The organism is Aeromonas salmonicida (assembly GCF_028355655.1).
GTDB lineage: Bacteria > Pseudomonadota > Gammaproteobacteria > Enterobacterales > Aeromonadaceae > Aeromonas > Aeromonas salmonicida.
The window spans coordinates 1,144,490-1,162,867 of sequence record NZ_CP110645.1; the positions used below are offsets into that span (position 1 = coordinate 1,144,490).

The window sequence follows — 18,378 nt, forward strand, 5'->3', positions numbered from 1 at the left end:
GACTACTTTGGCAAGCGACTTGGGAAGAAGGGAAATGAAGGAAAGAGCGAGGCTCTTTCCTGTTACTTGCGGGGCAGCTGGATTTTCGGCTCGTTGGCCTGACGGTAGATGGTCAGCACGTGGCCGATGCTCTGTACCTTGACCGCGCCGGTTTCACGGACAATTGCATCCATAACCAGTTGTTTCATCTCACGATCTTCAGACGCAACCTTAACCTTGATCAGCTCGTGGTGGTTCAGCGCCAGATCGATCTCGGCCAGTACACCTTCGGTCAGACCATGTTGACCCATGAGGACAACGGGCTTCAGACTGTGGGCAAGGCCCTTGAGGTACTGTTTCTGTTTATTGTTGAGAATCATGGCAATTTCTTCATAAGTCAGGGTTGAAAGGGGCGTATTCTACCCCCACTTAGCCCTTAATACTAATAACCCTTGTGGTTTTTTAAAGTCGATAATCATGACCCAGAAAAAACGTTCCCCCAGCTCAACCCGCTGGTTAAAAGAACATTTCGACGATCAATACGTCAAAAAAGCCCAGAAATTGGGGCTGCGTTCCCGCGCTGTTTTCAAAATTGATGAAATTCAGGGCAAGGACAAATTGCTTCGCACCGGCATGACGGTCGTGGATCTGGGGGCCGCCCCGGGTGGCTGGTCCCAGTTCGCCGTTGAGCAGGTGGGTGACAATGGGCGAGTCATCGCTTGTGATATTTTGCCGATGGATCCCATTGCCGGTGTCGATTTCCTGCAAGGGGACTTTCGGGAGGAGACTGTACTCGGCGCTTTGCTGGACCGTGTTGGTCCGGACAAGGTGGACGTGGTCATGTCTGATATGGCGCCCAATATGAGTGGCACCCAACAGGTGGATCAGGCCCGCGCCATGTACCTGATCGAGCTCGCGCTCGACATGTGCAATCAAGTGTTACGCACTAATGGCAGCTTCGTGGTGAAGGTATTCCAGGGAGAGGGGTTCGATGCCTATCTCAATGAAATTCGTAAGCTTTTCTCTGCTGTCAAGATTCGTAAACCAGACTCGTCTCGTGCTCGTTCACGAGAAGTCTACATTGTGGCTACCGGTTTTAAACTGTAGTACCCTAACCTTCATCGTTAACTGTCAGTCTGCGAGGTCATTGATTTGAGTGACATGGCGAAAAACCTAATCCTGTGGCTGGTCATCGCCGTCGTGTTGATGTCGGTGTTCAATAGCTTCAGCCCCAGCGATACCACCAGTCGCCAGCTGGACTATTCCAGCTTCGTTAAAGAAGTGACCCAAGAGCAGATCCGTGAAGTGCGGATGGATGGCAAGGTCATTAATGGCGTCAAGCGCACTGGTGAACGCTTCACCACCATCATACCGGCGCCGGATCCCCAACTGCTCAACGACATGCTCAATCACAATGTCAAAGTGATGGGTGAGAAGCCGGAAGAGCCGTCTTTGCTGACCTCTATCTTCATCTCCTGGTTCCCGATGCTGCTGCTGATCGGTGTCTGGGTATTCTTCATGCGTCAGATGCAGGGCGGCGGTGGCAAGGGTGCCATGTCGTTTGGCAAGAGCAAGGCTCGCCTGATGAGCGAAGATCAGATCAAGACCACTTTTGCTGACGTCGCAGGCTGCGATGAAGCCAAAGATGAGGTGAAAGAGCTGGTCGACTATCTGCGCGATCCGAGCAAGTTCCAGAAACTGGGTGGCAAGATCCCGACCGGCGTCCTGCTGGTAGGTCCTCCCGGTACCGGTAAGACCCTGCTGGCCAAGGCCATTGCGGGTGAGGCCAAGGTGCCTTTCTTCACCATATCGGGTTCTGATTTCGTCGAAATGTTTGTGGGTGTCGGTGCCTCCCGGGTACGTGACATGTTCGAACAGGCCAAGAAGTCGTCCCCCTGCATCATCTTCATCGATGAAATCGATGCGGTCGGTCGCCAGCGTGGCGCCGGTCTCGGCGGTGGTCACGATGAGCGCGAGCAAACCCTGAACCAGATGCTGGTCGAGATGGATGGTTTTGAAGGCAATGAAGGCGTCATCGTCATCGCTGCCACCAACCGCCCTGACGTACTGGATCCGGCCTTGCTGCGTCCGGGTCGTTTCGACCGTCAGGTTGTGGTCGGTCTGCCGGATGTGCGCGGTCGCGAGCAGATCCTGAAAGTACACATGCGCAAGGTGCCATTGGCAGATGATGTCAATGCAGCCGTGATTGCACGTGGTACTCCGGGTTTCTCCGGTGCTGATCTCGCCAACCTGGTCAACGAAGCTGCGCTCTTCTCTGCCCGTGAGAGCCGCCGTGTGGTTTCCATGGCCGAGTTCGAGAAGGCGAAGGACAAGATCATGATGGGTGCGGAACGCCGTTCCATGGTGATGAAGGAGTCCGAGAAGGAGATGACGGCTTACCATGAGGCGGGTCACGCCATCATAGGTCGTCTGGTGCCGGATCATGACCCTGTCTACAAGGTTTCCATCATACCGCGCGGTCGTGCGCTGGGTGTGACCATGTACCTGCCCGAGCAGGATCGCTGGAGCCACTCCAAGCAGCACCTTGAATCCATGATCTCCAGCCTGTACGGTGGTCGTCTGGCGGAAGAGCTGATCTACGGTGCCGAGAAGGTATCGACCGGTGCATCCAATGACATCGAGCGTGCGACCGATATAGCCCGCAAGATGGTGACCCAGTGGGGCATGTCCGAGCGTCTCGGCCCCATGCTCTATGCAGAAGAAGACGGCGAAGTGTTCCTCGGTCGCAGCATGGCCAAGGCCAAGCACATGTCCGATGACACTGCCAGGGTCATAGATGCCGAGGTCAAGCAGGTTATCGATCGCAACTACGCCCGCTCCAAGCAGATCCTGCTGGACAACATGGACGTACTGCACACCATGAAAGATGCGCTGATGAAGTACGAAACCATCGACGCCAAGCAGATCGACGATCTGATGGCCCGTCGCGAGGTGCGTGCTCCGAGCAACTGGCATGATGAGCACAGCGATACCCCGTCAGGTGGTGCCACTGTCGCAGAGGATGCGAAACCGGCTGTGACTGAGGTCGAGCAGGTGGCTGATGTCGATATCGACAAGGCCAATGATCTCCCGGCCAAATAAACTGTAATGATGCAAACCCCGGGCTGGTCCCGGGGTTTTTCTTTATGCAAACGGAAGTGAAGATGCAGCTAATCAGCAAAGGGCTCAGCCTCTCCCTCGAACGCCCTCATGTCATGGGGATCCTCAATGTCACCCCAGACTCCTTCTCCGATGGCGGTCATTTCAGTCAGATTGAACGGGCGATGGCCCATGCGCGTCAGATGGTCTCTGACGGGGCAACACTTATCGATATTGGTGGCGAGTCGACCCGTCCTGGCGCCCCTGACGTGAACGAACAGGAAGAGCTGGACAGGGTGATCCCCGTGGTCGAGCGGCTGGTCGCCGAGCTGGATGTGATGATATCCCTCGATACCTCCAAGGCTGCCGTGATGCGCGAAGGTTGCAAGGCGGGAGCCCATCTCATCAATGATGTCAGGGCGCTGCTTGAACCCGGCGCCCTGGCGGTTGCCGCAGAAGCTGACGTACCAGTGTGTCTGATGCACATGCAAGGCCAACCGAGAACCATGCAGGCGGAACCCCATTATGATGACCTGCTGGGGGAGGTGAGGGCTTTCTTCGATGAGCGTATTGCCGCCTGTCTGGCCGTCGGGATACGGCGCCAGCAGTTGTTGCTGGACCCGGGCTACGGCTTTGGCAAGACGCTGGCACACAACTATCAACTACTGGCACAGCAGAGCAAGTTGCTCGATTACCAGCTTCCGCTCTTGGTCGGCATGTCGCGAAAGTCTATGATAGGCAACCTGCTTGGCCGACCGGTTGATGATCGGTTGGCCGGCAGCCTGGCTTGCGCGCTGATCGGGATGCAACATGGCGCCCGGATCATCCGGGTGCACGATGTGCGAGAGACCATGGATGCCCTGCGCGCCGGCTGGATGGTAATGACGGGACAAGATTTCATATCCAAATAAAAAACGAGAACAGATAATGGCAAGAAAGTATTTCGGCACCGATGGTGTCCGCGGCAAGGTTGGCGAATTCCCGATCACCCCTGATTTCGTGATGAAGCTGGGTTGGGCAGCAGGCAAGGTGCTCTCCAAGAAGGGCACCAAGAAGGTGCTGATCGGCAAAGATACCCGCATCTCTGGCTACATGCTGGAATCCGCGCTGGAAGCCGGCCTCTCCGCTGCCGGCCTCAAGGCTATTCTGATGGGCCCCATGCCCACCCCGGCCGTTGCCTACCTGACCCGCACCTTCCGTGCCGAGGCCGGTATCGTCATCAGCGCCTCACACAATCCCTTCTATGACAACGGCATCAAGTTCTTCTCCGCTGACGGTACCAAGTTGCCGGATGATGTGGAAATGGCTATCGAGGCCGAGCTGGATCACGAGATCAAGTGTGTCGAGTCCGCCGATTTGGGCAAAGCCGTGCGTATCGAGGATGCTGCTGGCCGCTATATCGAGTTCTGCAAGAGCACCTTCCCATCCAACCTGAGTCTGGAAGGGTTGAAAATGGTGGTCGACTGCGGCAATGGCGCAACCTACCACATAGCTCCTTCCGTCTTCCGCGAGCTTGGCGCCGAGGTGATTGCCATCGGCTGCAGCCCGGATGGTCTCAACATCAACGACGGGGTCGGTTCTACCGCTCCCGACGCGCTGGCTGCCAAGGTGCTGGAGTGCAAGGCAGACCTAGGCGTGGCATTCGATGGTGACGGCGATCGTCTGGTGATGGTTGATCACACCGGCTACATCATTGACGGCGACGAGATCCTTTACATCATTGCCCGCGATGCCCTGCGCAACGGCCGCCTCAAAGGCGGTGTCGTCGGTACTCTGATGGCCAACATGGGTCTGGAGCTGGCGTTGCAGACCCTGGGGATCCCGTTTGCCCGGGCCAAAGTGGGTGACCGCTATGTGCTGGAGATGATGAATGAGAAGGGCTGGCGTATCGGGGGTGAAAACTCAGGTCACATCATCTGCCTGGATCAGACCACTACAGGGGATGGTATAGTCGCCGCCCTGCAGGTGCTGATGGCCATCTGCACCGCCGAGATGCCGCTGGCCAAGCTGCGCTCCGGCATGAGCAAGTTCCCGCAGGTGCTGGTGAACGTCCGTTTCGCCGAGGGCAAGGATCCGCTGGCGGCTGACGCCGTCAACCAGGAAGTCGCCAAGGTGGAACAGGAGCTGGCCGGCCGTGGTCGCGTATTGCTGCGTAAATCCGGCACCGAACCCCTGATCCGGGTCATGGTGGAAGGTGAACATGAGCAACAGGTGCGCGACATGGCCCAGCGCATTGCACAACAGGTTGAATCGGCGTTTTAATGAACAAAAGGGCGGCTTTTTAGCCGCCCTGGTTGTATCTTGTTCAAACGATTCGAAAATTCAAAAATAGCACTTGTCAGCTGACAATCCTCTGGATATTATCAGCCCCGCTTTCGCAAGGGAGTTGCCGATGGGACATCGCAAGCCGTTTGTAGCAGCCAACTGGAAGTTACACGGCAGTAGGTCGCAGTTAGAGCAGTTTACTGGCCAATGCCTGAAAGGTATTGATGAGCAAGTAGATGTGGTCTTGTGTCCATCCCATGTGCATCTCGACTTCGCCGCCGCACTGCTCAACGAGCAAAAGGCAATGAAGTTGGGGGCTCAGAATGTGAGTCAGCACCGACAAGGCGCTTATACGGGTGAAGTCTCGTGTGAGATGCTGGTTGAGGCAGGGTGTCGTTACGTACTGGTAGGGCACTCCGAGCGCAGGCGTCTCTTTGGTGAGACCAGCTTTATCATCGCAGAGAAGTTTGCGGCAGCCAGAGCGGCAGGCTTGATCCCCATCCTCTGTTTGGGTGAGTCAGGTGCAGCGAGGCAAGCGAGAAGAGCCTTCGAGGTGATCGCTGAAGAGCTGGACATCGTCATAGAGAAAAATGGCGCGATGGCTTTCGATAATGCTATCATCGCCTACGAGCCGATTTGGGCTGTAGGTACAGGTAAATGCGCCACACCCGAGCAGGCACAAGAGGTTCATTCCTTTATACGCGGTCGCTTGGCGGAGGATACTCCGGTAATAGGTGAGAAAGTTAGAATCATCTATGGTGGGAGCGTGACACCGACCAATGCGAGAGATTTGTTTGCCCAGCCCGACGTTGACGGCGGCCTGATTGGTGGAGCAAGCCTCGATGACAAGACGTTTTTAGGAATTGTTGAAGCGGCAAAGGGTGCAAGTTAAATGTACGAAATTCTTTTAGTCGTTTATCTGCTGGTTTCACTGGCTCTGATTGGTCTGGTGATGATTCAGCAAGGTAAAGGGGCTGACATGGGCGCCTCCTTCGGCGCAGGGGCATCGAATACCGTATTCGGCTCCGGTGGTTCAGGCAGTTTCCTGACCCGAACAACAGCAGTTTTGGCTACTCTGTTCTTTCTGATTAGTTTGGTGCTTGGCTCTATGTCCAGCCACAAGGTCAAACAGGGTAGTGAATGGGAAAATCTGCAACAAACCGAACAGGTTGAGCAGACCAAAGCGCCAGTAAACAAAGATACTGACGTTCCCCAATAAGTGAGTTTTGCCGTGGTGGTGGAATTGGTAGACACGCTATCTTGAGGGGGTAGTGCTCTAGGGTGTGCGGGTTCGAGTCCCGCCCACGGCACCAATTAAGCAGTGAACTCGGGTAACCGGGTGTATTATAGTCACTCAGTCTTGTATGAAGAGAATGAACTGGCTATAATCTCGCACGATTTCGGACGCGGGGTGGAGCAGCATGGTAGCTCGTCGGGCTCATAACCCGAAGGTCGTCGGTTCAAATCCGGCCCCCGCAACCAAATTTCACGCATTTCCTACGCTCAGGAAGGCGGTCGCTGCGAGGCGACAATCAGGGTAAAGCGCCAAGCCCCGATTTGACATCGGGGCTTTTTGTTATGTGCGATTTACTCTGAATCGATATCTATCTGGGCTTTATGCCCTTTTTTTGTTTTTCGGAGGGTGACTTTGGCTACGTTGGAACAACGTTTGACCGATCTGCTCGAGGCTCCGGTCGTTGCCTTGGGTTTTGAACTTTGGGGTATTGAGTTTATCCGCGCGGGTAACCACTCCACTTTGCGTGTCTTTATCGACGGCGAGAATGGTGTGACTGTCGAAAACTGTGCTGAAGTCAGCCATCAGGTTGGCGCCATCATGGATGTCGAAGATCCCATCACAGAAGAATACTTCCTGGAAGTATCCTCCCCTGGTCTGGATCGTCCGCTGTTCAAGGTTGCCCAGTTCGAAAAATACGTTGGCCAAGAGGCGGCAGTGCAGCTGCGGATGGCAACAAATAACCGCCGCAAGTTCAAAGGCGTAATCAAAGCTGTGCAAGGCGACATGATCACCCTGACAGTAGATGGTAAGGACGACGTGTTGGCTTTCACCAATATCCAAAAAGCGAACATAGTGCCGAACTTTGGTTAACGAGGCTATCGGATATGAATAAAGAGATTTTGCTGGTCGTTGACGCTGTATCCAACGAGAAGGCGGTACCCCGCGAGAAGATTTTCCAGGCTCTGGAGACTGCGCTGGCGACTGCGACCAAGAAAAAATATGAAGGCGAGATTGAAGTTCGGGTTGAAATCGATCGCAAGACCGGTGACTACGAAACCTATCGTCGCTGGGTTGTTGTGGCCGATCAGGCTGCAATGGAGAACCCGTACGGTGAAATCACCCTCGAAGCCGCTCAGATCGAGCAGCCCGAGATCCAGCTCGGTGACTATGTAGAAGATCAGATTGATTCTGTTACCTTCGACCGTATCACCACCCAGACCGCCAAGCAGGTTATCGTGCAGAAAGTGCGCGAAGCCGAGCGTTCCCAAGTCGTTGACCAGTTCAAGGACAAGGAAGGCACCATCATCAGCGGTGTGGTCAAGAAGAGCAATCGTGACAACGTGATCCTGGATCTGGGCAGCAATGCCGAGGCCGTGATCTTCCGTGACGACATGCTGCCGCGAGAGACCTTCCGTCCGGGCGACCGTATTCGTGGTCTGCTCTACGCTGTGCGTCCAGAAGCCCGTGGTTCCCAGCTGTTCGTCAGCCGCTCCAGCCCGGACTTCCTGAAAGAGCTGTTCCGCATCGAAGTACCGGAAATCGGTGAAGAGATGATCGAAATCATGGGCGCCGCCCGTGATCCGGGCTCCCGCGCCAAGATCTCCGTCAAGACCAACGATCGTCGTATCGACCCAATCGGTGCCTGTATCGGCATGCGTGGTGCTCGTGTGCAAGCTGTCTCTGCCGAGCTGAGCGGTGAGCGTGCCGACATAGTGTTGTACGATGACAACCCCGCACAATACGTGATCAATGCCATGGCGCCGGCCGATGTGGCCTCCATCATAGTGGATGAAGACAACCACACCATGGATATTGCCGTGGAAGCCGCCAACCTGGCCCAGGCCATCGGTCGCAACGGTCAGAACGTGCGTCTGGCTTCCCAGCTGACCGGTTGGGAGCTGAACGTCATGACCGTCGAGGACATGCGCTCCAAGCACCAGGCCGAGAACGATCGCATCCTGACCCTGTTCACCAGCGCCCTGGACATCGACGACGATTTCGCCGGTCTGCTGATGGAAGAAGGCTTCTCGACTCTGGAAGAGATCGCCTTCGTACCCGTCAATGAGCTGCTGGCCATCGACGGTCTGGACGAAGACATGGTGGAAGAGCTGCGCAAGCGTGCCAAGGATGTCCTGACCACCAAGGCCCTGGCCAAAGAAGAATCCTTGGACGGCGTAGAGCCTTCCGAAGACCTGCTCAATCTGGCTGGCCTCGGTCGCGACATGGCATATGCCCTGGCCGCGCGTGGTGTCGGCACCCTGGAAGATTTGGCAGAGCAAGGTATCGACGACCTTGCCGACATTGAAGAGCTGACCGCTGAGAAAGCCGGTGAGCTGATTATGGCTGCTCGCAATATCTGTTGGTTCGGAGAAGAGCAGTCTGAATAAGATCAAACGGAGGAAAATGAATGGCAGAAGTATCAGTCAAACAACTTGCCACTGACATCGACACGCCGGTTGATCGTCTTCTCCAGCAGTTTGTCGATGCCGGTATCAGCAAGAGCAAGGCCGACGACCTCGTCAGCGAGTCTGAAAAACAGACTCTGCTGGCTCACTTGAAAAAACAGCATGGAGGTGACGAGCTCACCGCACCAGCCCGCATGACTTTGCAGCGCAAGACCAAGAGCACCATCAGTGTTCAGGGGACTGGCGGCAAGAACAAGGAAGTGCAGGTTGAAGTGCGCAAGACTCGCACCTATGTAAAACGCTCGGCGCTGGAAGATGAACAGCGCCAGGCGGAAGCCGAGGAAACAGCGCGTTTGGAAGCAGAAGAAAAAGCTCGTAGCGAGGCCGAGAACAAGGTTCGTCTCGATGCTGAAGAGAAGGCTCGCCGTGAGGCTGAGCAGGCTCGTCGTGAAGCTGAGGAAAAGGCGCGGATCGAGGCACAATCAAAGGCTCGACAGGCTCCACAGCCCGCCAAAGCAGCCAGTAGCACAGCTCAGCAAGAGGCAGAAAAGATGGCCAAGCGCGAAGCAGAAGAACTGAAGCGCCAACAGGAACAAACAGCTTTGCAAAAAGCAGAAGAACTCGCCGCCAAGAAAGCCGAAGAGGCTCGTCTCATGGCGGAACAGAACGGCCCTCGCTGGGCTGAAGAAGAAGCTGCTCGCGCCAAAGAGAGCAGTGACTATCATCTGACCACCAACAAGCATGCGCAAGCCGCAGAAGACGAGTTGGACCGGAAGGAAGAGACCAGTCGTCGCACGGCTGCTGCAGCGGTCAAGGCCCCGAAAAAGGCCGGTCGTCGTGAAGACGATCGCGACTCCCGCAACCCGCGTGCCCGCAAAGGCAAGCGCGGCAAGATGGCCATGCCCAACGCCATGAAGCACGGCTTCAACAAGCCCGCAGCTGTGGTTAACCGTGACGTTGTCATCGGCGAAACCATCACTGTAGCCGAACTGGCCAACAAGATGGCCGTCAAGGGTGTTGAAGTCATCAAGGCGATGATGAAGATGGGCGCCATGGCCACCATCAACCAGGTGATCGATCAGGAGACAGCTCAGCTGGTCGCCGAAGAGATGGGTCACAAGGTGGTGTTGCGCCGTGAGAACGAACTGGAAGAGGCGGTACTGTCCGATCGTGACGAGACCTCCGAAGCCAAGTCCCGTGCTCCTGTCGTGACCATCATGGGCCACGTCGACCACGGCAAGACCTCGCTGCTCGACTACATCCGTAAAGCCAAGGTTGCTGCTGGCGAAGCCGGTGGTATTACCCAGCACATCGGTGCTTACCACGTCGAAACCGACAGTGGCATGATCACCTTCCTGGATACTCCGGGTCACGCTGCGTTTACCTCCATGCGTGCTCGTGGTGCCAAGTCGACCGATATCGTCGTTCTGGTTGTTGCTGCCGATGACGGCGTCATGCCGCAGACCATCGAAGCCATCCAGCACGCCAAGGCGGCCGAAGTGCCTATCGTGGTTGCGGTCAACAAGATCGACAAGCCTGAAGCGGATCCGGATCGCGTCAAGACCGAGCTGGCCCGTTACAACGTCATGTCAGAAGACTGGGGTGGCGACAGCCAGTTCGTTCATGTCTCTGCCAAGTCTGGCGAAGGTATCGACGACCTGCTGGAAGCCATCCTGATCCAGTCCGAAGTACTGGAACTGAAAGCGGTAGTCGATGGCATGGCCAGCGGCGTCGTGATCGAATCCTTCCTGGACAAGGGGCGTGGTCCGGTTGCCACCGTGCTGGTACAAGAAGGTACTCTGCGCCAGGGCGACATCGTACTGTGTGGTCTGGAATACGGTCGTATTCGTGCCATGCGTGACGAACTGGGTCGCGAGATCAAGGAAGCGGGTCCGTCCCTGCCGGTGGAAATCCTGGGTCTGTCCGGGGTGCCGTCTGCCGGTGACGAAGCCACTGTTGTACGTGACGAGAAGAAAGCCCGTGAAGTGGCGCTCTATCGTCAGGGCAAGTTCCGCGACGTCAAGCTGGCTCGCCAGCAGAAGGCCAAGCTGGAAAACATGTTCGCCAACATGACCGAGGGCGAAGTGTCCGAAGTGAACGTGGTGATCAAGGCTGACGTACAGGGTTCGGTGCAAGCCATTTGCGATGCGCTGGTCCAGCTCTCTACCGACGAAGTCAAAGTCAAGATCGTGGGCTCGGGTGTTGGTGGCATCACCGAAACCGACGCCACTCTGGCTGCGGCTTCCAGCGCCATCCTGGTGGGCTTCAACGTCCGTGCCGACGCTTCTGCGCGCAAGGTCATCGAATCCGAGAGCCTGGATCTGCGTTATTACTCCGTCATCTATGATTTGATCGACGAAGTGAAGCAGGCCATGAGCGGCAAGCTGGCTCCTGAGTATCGTCAGGAAATCATCGGTCTGGCTGAAGTGCGTAGCGTCTTCAAGTCACCGAAGTTCGGCGCCGTTGCCGGCTGTATGGTTACCGAAGGTGTGGTCAAGCGTTCCAACCGTATCCGTGTTCTGCGTGACAACGTGGTTATCTATGAAGGCGAGCTGGAATCCCTGCGTCGCTTCAAGGATGACGTCAACGAAGTCCGCAACGGTTACGAGTGTGGTATCGCGGTCAAGAACTACAACGACGTACGCGAAGGCGACCAGATCGAAGTTTACGAGACCATTGAAATTCAACGGACTCTGTAAGCCGACAGTTAGACAAAATAGGGGGCTGCGGCCCCCTTTTATCGCAGGATAGAATATGGCCAGAGAATTCAGCCGGACCAACAGGGTCGGCCAGCAGATCCAGCGCGAAATCGCGCTGATCTTGCAGCGTGAGGTCAAGGACCCGCGCATCGGCATGGTAACCGTCTCGGACGTGGAAGTGTCCAAGGACCTCAACTATGCCAAGGTTTATGTCACCTTCTTGCAGCTGGATATCGATGCCGAGCGCATCGCGGAAGGGCTCAAGGGCCTGACCGAAGCGGCCGGCTACATCCGCAGCCTGCTCGGCAGCGCCATGCGCCTGCGGGTGGTGCCCGAGCTGCGCTTCTACTACGACCAGACCCTGGTCGAGGGGATGCGCATCTCCAACCTGGTGTCCAACACAGTGCGTGACGACAAGCGTCGCATGGCCGAAGCCGGCCGTGAAGAAGACGAAGCCGCACCGGATGATACAACTGAGGATAAAGCCTGAGATGTCTCGTAGACGCCGTTTCAAGGGTCGTGACGTACACGGCATCCTGCTGCTGGACAAGCCGACCGGTCTGACCTCCAACGATGTGTTGCAGAAGGTCAAGCGTATCTACAACGCCGCCAAGGCCGGTCACACCGGCGCTCTGGATCCGCTGGCGACCGGCATGCTGCCGATCTGCCTCGGCGAGGCCACCAAGTTCTCCCAGTATCTGCTGGAAGCGGACAAGCGCTATGAGGTGACCGCCAAGCTGGGCGAGCGCACCAACACCAGCGACTCCGACGGCGAGGTGGTTTCCACCCGTCCGGTGAACGTGGCTCTGGGTACCCTGATCGAGTCGCTGGACCAGTTCCGCGGCCCCATCATGCAGGTGCCGTCCATGTACTCGGCACTCAAGCACAACGGTCGCCCGCTCTACGAATATGCCCGTGAAGGCATAGAGATCGAGCGGGAAGCCCGCCCCATCACAGTGTTCGAGCTCAAGCTCATCAGCTTTGAAGGGGATGAGGTCAAGCTGGAAGTGCACTGCAGCAAAGGCACCTACATTCGCTCCCTGGTGGACGATCTGGGTGAAGTGCTGGGTTGTGGCGCACACGTTACCCAGCTGCGCCGTACCCAGGTGGCCACGTATCCCTATGAGCGGATGCTGACCCTCGAACAGCTCGAGTGCATCTTCGAACAGGCCAAGGCAGAGAGTATCCCGCCACGGGAGCAGCTCGACCCCTTGTTGCTGCCGATGGATACCGCCGTGGCCGCACTGCCCGAGGTGAACATGCTGGCGGCAGTCGCCGCCTATGTGAACCAGGGTCAAGCCGTGCAGGTAGCTGGCGCGCCGCAAAGCGGCCAGGTTCGCATGACGGTGGGCCCGGAGCGTGAGTTCATCGGTGTGGGCGAGATCGACGACGAAGGGCGGGTTGCCCCCAAGCGTCTGGTTCGCTACCACGATGAACACGACGAGGAGTGATCCTCAGGCGGTATCAGGGCGTCTTTCCCGCTGCGCCTCTTTCCCGTTGCGAAAAGTGACGGGGACGATTATGATACCGCCCTCATTTCACGGCTGAATTAGAGATTGGCTGTGAACCTTTAAACACTCTATTGGAGTAATACCATGTCTCTAAATGCTGAGATCAAAGCTTCCATCGTTGCTGACAACGCTCGTTGCGCCAACGACACTGGCTCCCCCGAAGTGCAGGTTGCCCTGCTGACTGCCCAGATCAACCATCTGCAAGGTCACTTCAAAGAGCACGCTAAAGATCACCACGGTCGTCGTGGTCTGCTGCGCATGGTTTCCCAGCGTCGCAAGCTGCTGGACTACCTGAAGCGTAAAGATGTTCAGCGTTATGCTGCTCTGATCGCCAAGCTGGGTCTGCGTCGTTAATCGACCATCAGATTTCGCGAAAAAGGGGAACCTCAGGGTTCCCCTTTTTTATTGTCCGTCAGGCTGTTGCCATCCTCACAGAATGTGTGTCACTGCTTACCTTTTGGTTCGAATCAAGTATACTTGCACGCGAATTTAAAGAGCCAAATTGTAAAAAGGAAATTCACGTGAATCCTATTGTAAAGTCATTCCAGTACGGTCAACACACCGTCACTCTGGAAACCGGTGTGATGGCCCGTCAAGCCACTGCGGCCGTTATGGTCAGCATGGACGATACCTGCGTATTTGTGACCGTCGTCGGCAAGAAAGAGGCCGATCACGGTCGCGATTTCTTCCCGCTGACCGTCAACTACCAGGAGCGTACCTATGCTGCTGGTCGTATCCCGGGTGGTTTCTTCCGTCGCGAAGGCCGTCCGAGCGAAGGCGAAACCCTCACCTCCCGCCTGATCGACCGTCCTATTCGTCCGCTGTTCCCGGAAGGCTTCCTCAATGAGGTTCAGGTGGTTGCCACCGTTATGTCCGTGAACCCGCTGGTTTCCCCGGACATCGTTGCCATGATCGGTGCCTCTGCTGCACTGGCCATCTCCGGCATCCCGTTTGGTGGCCCGATTGCGGCTGCCCGCGTGGGTTACATGAACGGTCAGTATGTGCTGAACCCGACTACCGCCGAACTGCCCCAGAGCGATCTGGATCTGGTGGTTGCCGGTACTGCCAACGCCGTGCTGATGGTGGAATCCGAAGCGGCCATCCTCTCTGAAGAGGTGATGCTGGGCGCCGTGGTATATGGCCACGAGCAGATGCAAGTCGTGATCAACGCCATCAACGAGTTCGCCGCCGATGTGGGTACCCAGCCATGGGATTGGACCCCGCCTGCGACCAACGAAGCCCTCAAGGCCAAGATTGCCGAGCTGGCTACAGCTGAACTGGGTGAAGCCTACCGCATCACCGAGAAGGCCGTGCGTTACGCCGCCATCAGCGCCATCAAGCAGCGTGTGGTTGAGCAAGTGATCGCCGCCGGCGTGGAAGACGATGCCAAGAAGATTGGCGAAGAGTTCCACAGCTTGGAAAGCCGCATCGTTCGTGGTCGCGTCGTACGTGGCGAGCCGCGCATCGATGGTCGCGATCCGGAAATGATCCGTGCCCTCTCCGTCGGTACCGGCATTCTGCCCCGCGCTCACGGCTCTGCCCTGTTCACCCGTGGTGAGACTCAGGCCATCGTCGTTGCGACCCTGGGTACCGAGCGTGACGCCCAGAACATCGACGAGCTGGCTGGCCATCGCGCCGACCGCTTCATGCTGCACTACAACTTCCCGCCGTATTGCGTCGGTGAAACCGGCATGATGGGTAGCCCCAAGCGTCGTGAAATCGGTCACGGTCGTCTGGCCAAGCGCGGCGTTGCTGCCGTGATGCCGAGCGCCGCCGAATTCCCGTACGTGGTGCGCGTGGTGTCTGAAATCACCGAATCCAACGGCTCCTCCTCCATGGCGTCCGTTTGTGGTTCCTCCCTGGCGCTGATGGATGCGGGTGTGCCGATCAAGGCCTCTGTTGCCGGTATCGCCATGGGTCTGGTGAAGGAAGAAGAAGGTTTCGTCGTGTTGTCCGACATCCTGGGTGACGAAGATCACTTGGGCGACATGGACTTCAAAGTGGCCGGTACTACTCAAGGTATCACTGCGCTGCAGATGGACATCAAGATCGAAGGCATCACCAAAGAGATCATGGAGATTGCCCTCAAGCAAGCCCGTGGTGCTCGCCTGCACATCCTGAAAGTGATGGACGAAGCCATCCAGGCGCCGCGTGCCGAGATTTCCGATTTCGCCCCGCGTATCCACACCATCAAGATCAATCCCGAGAAGATCAAGGACGTGATCGGCAAGGGTGGTTCCGTGATCCGTGCGCTGACCGAAGAGACTGGCACCAACATCGAGCTGGATGATGACGGTACAGTCCGCATCTCCGCCGTGGCCAACGAAGCGGCCATGGAAGCGATCCGTCGTATCGAAGCCATCACTGCCGAGATCGAAGTGAACCGCATCTATGAAGGCAAGGTTGTGCGTCTGGCCGATTTCGGCGCTTTCGTCAATATCCTGCCGGGTAAAGACGGTCTGGTGCACATCTCCCAGATCACCGACGCCCGCGTGCAGAACGTGGCCGACTTCCTGAAGCTCGGTGATGTTGTGAAGGTGAAGGTACTGGAAGTGGACCGTCAAGGCCGTGTGCGTCTCTCCATCAAGGAAGCGAATGCACCGACCGAAGCCGTTGCTCCTGCTGCTGACGTAGCCGCTGTCGAAGAGCCGGCTGCCGAATAAGGCTGCTGCGCTGTGAAGAGCCGACCTCAGGGTCGGCTTTTTTGTGTCCGCTATCCGCCACGCTTGTTTCCTATGAGACCCTCTGTTACAACGGAGAGCTCCCCGCGCGACGGGCAACAAGGAGCAGTATGATGTCGTGGGCCCTCCTCAGGCAGTTTCCCCCTCTGGTCTGGACCGTGATCCTGGGTACCTTCATGGTGCGCACCAGCTATTATATGGTCTGGCCGTTTCTCTCCATCTTGCTCTATCGGGAGTATGCCCTTTCGGCCACCAGTATCGGTGCCATGCTGGGGGCGACTGCGGCCATCTCGACCCTGGTCAGCTTCTATGGCGGCTGGCTGTCGGACAAGCTGGGGCGGCGCAACATCTTGTTGGCCGGTTGTCTGGTCGCGCTGCTCTGCTACGGCCTGCTGGGATTTGCCCACTCTGTATTCTGGTTAGGGGTCGGGGTGCTTGGCAGCGGCCTCTCTTCCGGCTTGATCGATGCGCCCGGCAAGGCGCTGATGGCCGACAGCCTCATCTCTGCCAAGGCCCGCGAGCTGGCACTCCACCTGCGTTACTTCTTGCTCAACCTGGGGGCGGCGATCGGGCCCCTGCTTGGGGTGACGCTGGGGATCAGTGCCCAGCAGCACACTTTTTTGCTGCTCTCCGGCAGCTATTTGCTGCTGGGGGCCGCCTTCGTCTGGGGGTTTCGCCAGCTGATTGAGGGCGAGCAGCGCAGCGGCGGCCTGGGTCTGCGCGCCGCCATCAAGGTGCTGTGGCTGGATTTGGGTTTTCTGTTGCTGGTGATGGCCAATCTGCTGATGGTGCTGGTTTACTCCCAGTTTCACTCGCCGCTGGTGCAATACCTGACGCGGGCAGAAACCCCAGAGGTGGCGAAACTGGTCGCCATCCTGGTGACCACCAATGCACTGACCGTGGTTGTGCTGCAATTCCCGCTGCTGCATCTGCTCGCCCGCTGGCCGCACAAGGTACGGCTGCAGGTCGGCATCATGTTGTTTCTGGGGGCTCAGGTGCTGTTCGCGCTGGGGGATCCCCAGCAGTGGTCACACTGGATCGGGGCCGTGCTATTGCTGAGCGTGGGGGAGACTATTCTGTTTCCGCTGCTCAATGTGCTGATCGACCAGATGTCGCCCCCTCATCTCAAGGGGAGCTATTTCGGCGCCGGTGCGCTGGCCGGGCTGGGTGGGGCCATTGGCGCCGTGCTGGGAGGCTGGATTATCGAGCAGTGGAGTGGCCAGTGGCTCTACATACTGATGGCGCTGCTCTGCGTGCTGACGTTTCTGTTGTACGAATGGGGGGCCCGGATCCCGCGCCCCGAGGCGGCGAAACCCTGTGCCCATCAAGGCTAGTGGGTCTCTTTCGGATTCACCTCTTTCAGCGCCTTCTTGGCGGCATACATGCGCTCGTCGGCCAGCCGGATCAGGCTGTTGCCCTCGTCGAACTGCAATGGCCCTGTCTGCACCAGGCCGATGCTGAGGGTGACATCACCTATCTGCTCTGCCAGTGCGTGGGTCAACCGTTGCAGATAGACGTCTCTGGCCTGATCCTCGCTGCAGTTGGGCAGGATCAGACAGAACTCGTCTCCGCCGTAACGAAAGCAGCAGTCCTCTGCCCGTGACACCTTGCGGATGGATGCGCCCACTATGCGCAGTATCTCGTCTCCCCGCTGGTGCCCCTGGGTGTCGTTGATCTGTTTGAAGTCGTCGATGTCGAGGTAGGCAATGACCACTGGCTCGGCCCGGCGCTGGCAGGTGCGCAGGGTGCGGGTCAGGTTCTCCTGCAGGTGGCGCACGCTGAGCAGGCCGGTGAGGGCATCGGTGCGGCTCATCTCCTCCAGTTGCTGGGTACGTTCCCGGACCTTCTCCTCCAGCGCTTTGGCATAGATCTCCGACTTCTCCTTGGATGACTCTATCTCCGAGACCAGGCTGCGGATGTAAGTTTCGAATACCAGGGTAATGTCGAACAGAAACAGTTTGTCGAGGGCGGTCAGCATGGCGATGCGCTCGGGCTCATGGGCTATCTGGGTGAAGATATCCTCGATGAGCAGCCCCTTGAGGGTGTTGATGGCCGCCAGATAGAGCTTGGGTTCCACCCCGATCCGCTTGTGTACCAGCCCGATCCGCAGCCGGTTGTTGACGTACTCCAGGTCATACAGGCCGCTGAACAGATCGAGTATGTAACGGCGCTGAGCCGCTCTGAGTCTTGTCAGCGTATCGGCATCGCCGATCAGCAGGGCAATCTCGGTGATCCCGGTCTGCAGTATATAAAACTTGTCGACCAACATATCAATATGAGGTTCTATCTTGGCGCGATAGCTGGCGAGCCGGGTGAAGTCGTCCTCGTCCAGCAGCAGTAGCTCCTTGCGATGGGCGATCTCAAACTCGGTGATCCGCATCTGTTCCAGCAGGGTCTGTTCGGTTGGATTCATGGTAGTTCCCTGAACGAATATGAGGGGGCGCACATTGTTATCTAATTGACAGTGTAGACAGTAAAAACAGGGTAATGGTTTTCAAATGG

The 18,378-nt window shown here is 57.2% G+C and carries 16 protein-coding genes and 2 tRNA genes; 16 read left to right on the plus strand and 2 right to left on the minus strand.

Going from position 1 to position 18,378, the window contains the following annotated elements:
* Positions 1-62: 62 nt before the first annotated feature.
* Positions 63-359, minus strand: coding sequence for a ribosome assembly RNA-binding protein YhbY (gene yhbY, locus ONZ54_RS05655; RefSeq protein ID WP_271787668.1), 297 nt, complete (start codon positions 357-359; stop codon positions 63-65).
* Positions 360-456: 97 nt separating this feature from the next.
* Here yhbY and rlmE point away from each other — a divergent pair, with 97 nt between their 5' ends.
* From rlmE to ONZ54_RS05735, 16 genes are all read left to right on the plus strand, one after another.
* Positions 457-1,086 (plus strand): 23S rRNA (uridine(2552)-2'-O)-methyltransferase RlmE, encoded by a 630-nt coding sequence (gene rlmE / locus ONZ54_RS05660; RefSeq protein ID WP_005317545.1) that lies wholly within the window; start codon positions 457-459, stop codon positions 1,084-1,086.
* A gap of 45 nt (positions 1,087-1,131) precedes the next feature.
* A complete protein-coding gene (gene ftsH, locus ONZ54_RS05665) occupies positions 1,132-3,081 on the plus strand; it encodes an ATP-dependent zinc metalloprotease FtsH (RefSeq protein WP_005317541.1) in 1,950 nt (649 codons plus the stop codon).
* 62 nt (positions 3,082-3,143) lie between these two features.
* On the plus strand, positions 3,144-3,989 hold the full coding sequence (gene folP, locus ONZ54_RS05670; protein WP_005317538.1) for a dihydropteroate synthase: 846 nt from the start codon (positions 3,144-3,146) through the stop codon (positions 3,987-3,989).
* Positions 3,990-4,005: 16 nt separating this feature from the next.
* Positions 4,006-5,340 (plus strand): phosphoglucosamine mutase, encoded by a 1,335-nt coding sequence (gene glmM / locus ONZ54_RS05675; RefSeq protein WP_005317535.1) that lies wholly within the window; start codon positions 4,006-4,008, stop codon positions 5,338-5,340.
* 130 nt (positions 5,341-5,470) lie between these two features.
* On the plus strand, positions 5,471-6,235 hold the full coding sequence (gene tpiA / locus ONZ54_RS05680) for a triose-phosphate isomerase (RefSeq protein WP_271787669.1): 765 nt from the start codon (positions 5,471-5,473) through the stop codon (positions 6,233-6,235).
* Positions 6,236-6,562: a preprotein translocase subunit SecG gene (secG, locus tag ONZ54_RS05685; RefSeq protein ID WP_021138145.1), complete on the plus strand. Its 327-nt coding sequence runs from the start codon at positions 6,236-6,238 to the stop codon at positions 6,560-6,562.
* A 9-nt stretch (positions 6,563-6,571) separates the two neighbouring features.
* Positions 6,572-6,656: transfer RNA gene (locus ONZ54_RS05690), tRNA-Leu, on the plus strand.
* 92 nt (positions 6,657-6,748) lie between these two features.
* A tRNA-Met gene (locus tag ONZ54_RS05695) sits at positions 6,749-6,825 on the plus strand.
* Positions 6,826-6,991: 166 nt separating this feature from the next.
* Positions 6,992-7,450, plus strand: a complete 459-nt coding sequence (gene rimP / locus ONZ54_RS05700) for a ribosome maturation factor RimP (protein ID WP_005317527.1) — start codon at positions 6,992-6,994, stop codon at positions 7,448-7,450.
* Between the two features lie 14 nt (positions 7,451-7,464).
* Entirely contained in the window at positions 7,465-8,967 is a 1,503-nt protein-coding gene (nusA, locus tag ONZ54_RS05705; RefSeq protein WP_005317524.1) for a transcription termination factor NusA, read from the plus strand.
* 20 nt (positions 8,968-8,987) lie between these two features.
* On the plus strand, positions 8,988-11,684 hold the full coding sequence (gene infB, locus ONZ54_RS05710; protein WP_005317521.1) for a translation initiation factor IF-2: 2,697 nt from the start codon (positions 8,988-8,990) through the stop codon (positions 11,682-11,684).
* 55 nt (positions 11,685-11,739) lie between these two features.
* Positions 11,740-12,174, plus strand: a complete 435-nt coding sequence (gene rbfA / locus ONZ54_RS05715) for a 30S ribosome-binding factor RbfA (RefSeq protein ID WP_005317518.1) — start codon at positions 11,740-11,742, stop codon at positions 12,172-12,174.
* Position 12,175: 1 nt separating this feature from the next.
* Positions 12,176-13,135 carry a tRNA pseudouridine(55) synthase TruB gene (gene truB, locus ONZ54_RS05720; RefSeq protein ID WP_005317516.1) on the plus strand — a complete coding sequence of 320 codons (960 nt, stop codon included), beginning with the start codon at positions 12,176-12,178 and terminating at the stop codon, positions 13,133-13,135.
* A gap of 144 nt (positions 13,136-13,279) precedes the next feature.
* Complete coding sequence (rpsO, locus tag ONZ54_RS05725) at positions 13,280-13,549, plus strand: 30S ribosomal protein S15 (protein ID WP_005317514.1); 270 nt, start codon at positions 13,280-13,282, stop codon at positions 13,547-13,549.
* A gap of 167 nt (positions 13,550-13,716) precedes the next feature.
* On the plus strand, positions 13,717-15,858 hold the full coding sequence (pnp, locus tag ONZ54_RS05730) for a polyribonucleotide nucleotidyltransferase (protein WP_212538939.1): 2,142 nt from the start codon (positions 13,717-13,719) through the stop codon (positions 15,856-15,858).
* 41 nt (positions 15,859-15,899) lie between these two features.
* Positions 15,900-17,210, plus strand: a complete 1,311-nt coding sequence (locus ONZ54_RS05735; protein WP_334312720.1) for an MDR family MFS transporter — start codon at positions 15,900-15,902, stop codon at positions 17,208-17,210.
* Here ONZ54_RS05735 and ONZ54_RS05740 read toward each other — a convergent pair.
* On the minus strand, positions 17,207-18,289 hold the full coding sequence (locus ONZ54_RS05740; RefSeq protein WP_271787670.1) for a protoglobin domain-containing protein: 1,083 nt from the start codon (positions 18,287-18,289) through the stop codon (positions 17,207-17,209). The genes ONZ54_RS05735 and ONZ54_RS05740 overlap by 4 nt on opposite strands.
* Positions 18,290-18,378 lie beyond the last annotated feature (89 nt).

Coding starts and splice junctions, on each gene's coding strand:
- yhbY (WP_271787668.1), bottom strand. CDS start 359: ATGATTCTCAACAATAAACAGAAACAGTACCTCAAGGGCCTTGCCCAC.
- rlmE (WP_005317545.1), top strand. CDS start 457: ATGACCCAGAAAAAACGTTCCCCCAGCTCAACCCGCTGGTTAAAAGAA.
- folP (WP_005317538.1), top strand. CDS start 3,144: ATGCAGCTAATCAGCAAAGGGCTCAGCCTCTCCCTCGAACGCCCTCAT.
- glmM (WP_005317535.1), top strand. CDS start 4,006: ATGGCAAGAAAGTATTTCGGCACCGATGGTGTCCGCGGCAAGGTTGGC.
- tpiA (WP_271787669.1), top strand. CDS start 5,471: ATGGGACATCGCAAGCCGTTTGTAGCAGCCAACTGGAAGTTACACGGC.
- secG (WP_021138145.1), top strand. CDS start 6,236: ATGTACGAAATTCTTTTAGTCGTTTATCTGCTGGTTTCACTGGCTCTG.
- nusA (WP_005317524.1), top strand. CDS start 7,465: ATGAATAAAGAGATTTTGCTGGTCGTTGACGCTGTATCCAACGAGAAG.
- infB (WP_005317521.1), top strand. CDS start 8,988: ATGGCAGAAGTATCAGTCAAACAACTTGCCACTGACATCGACACGCCG.
- rbfA (WP_005317518.1), top strand. CDS start 11,740: ATGGCCAGAGAATTCAGCCGGACCAACAGGGTCGGCCAGCAGATCCAG.
- truB (WP_005317516.1), top strand. CDS start 12,176: ATGTCTCGTAGACGCCGTTTCAAGGGTCGTGACGTACACGGCATCCTG.
- rpsO (WP_005317514.1), top strand. CDS start 13,280: ATGTCTCTAAATGCTGAGATCAAAGCTTCCATCGTTGCTGACAACGCT.
- ONZ54_RS05740 (WP_271787670.1), bottom strand. CDS start 18,289: ATGAATCCAACCGAACAGACCCTGCTGGAACAGATGCGGATCACCGAG.